Raw genomic sequence first — 3,501 nt, 5'->3', positions numbered from 1 at the left:
GACAGCGTCTCGGTGCCCGTGAGCGTGTGGAACAGCAGGCCGTCCGCCGGCAGCTGTGCAGTAATGCGTGAGAACATGGTGATTTTCCTGACTGACTTGAACGGAAGGGTGTTACCTGACCGAAAGTGAAGAAAGTAATGCTGCGGATTCAGCCCAAGGAGGGATTTGCAATTAATAATTGATTATCAAAATCTGATACTTCATGTCAGGCGATTAAATAAAATATTATGGTTAAAGAACTTTTTATTTATCAGATATTTTCTATTTTTATTGTGGAAAGAATGATCTCCATACATCTTTTGTTGATTTCAAAATGATAATCATGTGGATTCCTTTGCCGGCCCACTAACTCGGCATAGCACCATAGACTTGACTGCCGGAAAATATACATCTGATAAAAAGCTCGCATTTTATCTTTTTCACTAGATACTTGACCGCTGCACGTCTGAAAAACAGAATCGGACGCATCATTAATTTCATTGGGTATCGATTCGGTTTCATTAGTAACAAGTGAGATGTCATCTGAAGTTTGATGGAATCTTTCTGTAGCCTTCTCAAAAACACTGTCAGCAGAGAGGAAGTCCTTAACAGGATAAAAATAAAGATTAATTACGCCATAGTTGACATAATCAACAGTGTGTTCAATAACCATGCGGTTGGTCGCTATTGTTTTTGCACGCCACGAACCAGGAACCTTGAACGAACTTCTCTTTCCCAAATCAACCGTAATTAATAATTCCGCCATTCCTAAATTGCTGCGATTTAAAAGATCCCAGTTAACAGATGTCACATAAATATCGTTTAGCAGAGTTGTATAATCATGACTAGCACAGGATACTTTTAACAAAAAATAGTTACCGCCGCTTTCCTGTGGATTATAATCTTTCTGAACCGTATAACGAGAAATTACCTCATCGCCAGATTCATATTTTCTGATAGTGAGCACATCTGCAAACATACCGTTTTCAGATGCTTTGCCAACAAAACGGCGGTGCAACACTGTCTCCCCCATTATGGACAGTTTTTTAAATAACCAGTCGGATGCATTCATCTCCCACTGGCAATGTTCATAACCCATCCAGACTTCAAGATAAGGTGAAGTGTCTGTTGTTAGATAGCGTCCAATATTGGTTAAACCCACTGCAGGAAAATCAACCGGGTTAACCTCTGCAGGTTTCAATCCTTGTGGAAGAACAACCCAATAATTGAGCATTTCTTTAGGTGCCGATGTATATAGGCATTTCCAGAATCGCTGCTGGGTTTCCTGCCCTGTAAAAGCTGATATAACCGGAAAATCATAAGCCATTTCAAAGTTCATAAAACTCCTTTTTACCAAAACTCAGGTTAACCAAATACCATAGAACATCAATATACTCCCACAGGAAATAACACATTTCGCGAGAACAAGAAGAGGAAAAGAAAAATCCCTCGAAAGAGACGATAATTGATCGTAGTTTTCGTAGTTGTATTTTTTATGGAAGACCATAATCTTTTTAAAGATGGCACATAGCATTACCACCATGAATTTCATACCCAACACAGTTAAAAGAGAGAGACCTAAAGCTGTAGTGAAATGTCTGGCTGATGCCATAGGCATTATTTTCCATGACAGAATCAAATCATGCATAAGCCGCCCAAGTAAAGCGGTAAAAATCAAAACCCCAAAGACTTTCAAAATAAGCATAAGCCATTCTTTTTTATTAAAAAAATCTTGGCCATTCCATAGATAAACAAGCGTCAGGATAAGAAAAATGATAAAAAAAATGTAATTCACTATAAATCCCTCTGTAATGAAAATCAGTCGCCAACTATAACACTGCTACAACCGGTGATAATAAAGCCTTCCCCACTGCCAGCTTTTTTAGATGTTTTATTTTCACTATCATCATCTTGATACCCCCATTCTAAAATTCTTTTGATGGAAATTTTCGTATCAATGTCAAACCCTAATCCCAGAGCCATCATAACCTCACCTGAAAGCTTTATATTAAGTGAGTCGTCGTTAGTATCAATGTATCCCGTTATTCCTCCAGAAAGCCCCACCGCCGCTGCAGTTCCGCTAATTTTTGCATTAGCAACAATAATACCATATAAATCAAGGTTGCCTGAGGCTTCTCCTTTGACTGCTGCTGCTTCTGCACCCGCTTCCGCGCTAAACCCGTAGCGCCCATTATTACCTTTGTAAATCTCCGAAACAACCTTAGCTTCAGCGGTTCCCAATGTCACATCTCCGGCACCGCCACCGTAAAGTGTTCCCTCCTTGCCCAAAGCGCCGCTTGCACCATACTGCATCCCCAATGCAGTAGCGCTGTTGTTAAATCCCGTAATATCGCTGTCACCACTGTAACCGTACCAAGTCCCTGTCACATTGGCTACCGCGATTTTATTGCGCAATTCGCCTCTTGCAAGATCATTACTCTTCATATTACCCATGGTTAGGTCTTCAAGAGTAAACCCTGATGAGGCCGTATCAAAACTGCCGTCAGCATTTTTATCCTGCAAACTGGAAATGGCACTCAGTATAGTTGCATCAAAATGATCACCGTGTATTGTGCCATCTTCACTTGCTTTTTTAGCAAGACTTCCTCCCCAATACTGAGGAGGCTTTGCCTGTGGTTTATCTTCTTTGGTTGCGCCAGATATACTACATTGCGTTTTGTCACCCTTTCGCGCCAATGGCAATCCGTTAACATAAACGCTGACCGTTCCGCCGACGATAATACCGTTACCATGCTCTGAACAGAAAATACGATCGCTTTTCCTTGCAGCGGGGAAACCGCCGATAATCACATCTGGGCTACCAGACTGGATTGGGCCACTGTGCGCTGCTTTATCTATCAGAGCTCTGGCAGCTGGCATTCCCATGCATCTTCTCCTTTTTAACAATATCAGCTGTTAATTTTGACCACAGCACTTCTAATGTCCGTGATATTCGTCCCGGAGATCTCAACACTGTCACTAGCCTTGAGTTGCGCATTTACACCGCCCCCCAGCATTGTCATTTTTTTGCCCATCAGCATGGCAGTTTCAACACTTTCTGCCTGAATATTTCCTGCGTTAACCTGAATCTGAATCCCATCGGGAGATATCAAAATATAGTTATCGTTCACCTTTAATTTGATGCTGGTGTTGGCTTCAAGCAGCGCATTTCCCTCTTTATCCATGGTCAGCACCGTTTCGCCTTCGCCAACATTAATAACGTGCTGGATGCCAGTATTGCTTACCGCATGTTCACCCACATTGGCCTGACGATTGCGCTTTATCGTGACCTTTTCGTCACGGCCTATGCTTTTCTGACGATCCACACCGACATGGTGCGTCTCACAGCTTTCCACTTCCGTATCCATATTTCTTTCGGCGTGGATCCAAATCTGCTCATGCCCTGCTTTGTCTTCAAAACGCAACGCATTAGCAGTATCGCTGTTGCCATCCTTCGACCGGCTTAAAAACCCCATCTGCGTCGCTGCCGCCGGCAGCGCCCACGGCGGCATGCTCGCCTCG

General features: G+C 42.7%; 4 protein-coding genes. All 4 read right to left on the bottom strand.

Annotated elements, in window-relative coordinates:
* Positions 1–250: 250 nt before the first annotated feature.
* Entirely contained in the window at positions 251–1,318 is a 1,068-nt protein-coding gene (locus AC2LB6_RS24520) for a hypothetical protein (RefSeq protein ID WP_490095464.1), read from the bottom strand.
* 21 nt (positions 1,319–1,339) lie between these two features.
* The gene (locus AC2LB6_RS24515; RefSeq protein WP_490095463.1) at positions 1,340–1,774 is read right to left on the bottom strand and encodes a hypothetical protein; all 435 of its coding nucleotides are present in this window, start codon (positions 1,772–1,774) and stop codon (positions 1,340–1,342) included.
* Positions 1,775–1,797: 23 nt separating this feature from the next.
* Positions 1,798–2,865: a PAAR domain-containing protein gene (locus AC2LB6_RS24510; protein ID WP_490095462.1), complete on the bottom strand. Its 1,068-nt coding sequence runs from the start codon at positions 2,863–2,865 to the stop codon at positions 1,798–1,800.
* Positions 2,866–2,888: 23 nt separating this feature from the next.
* The coding region (locus AC2LB6_RS24505; protein WP_490095461.1) for a bacteriophage T4 gp5 trimerization domain-containing protein at positions 2,889–3,501 on the bottom strand (613 nt) is incomplete at its 5' end.

It is taken from the genome of Pantoea sp. RCC30.1 (genome assembly GCF_058148845.1).
Note: the sequence above shows the minus strand (reverse complement) of the source record. Positions and strands in the feature narration are given on the sequence as shown.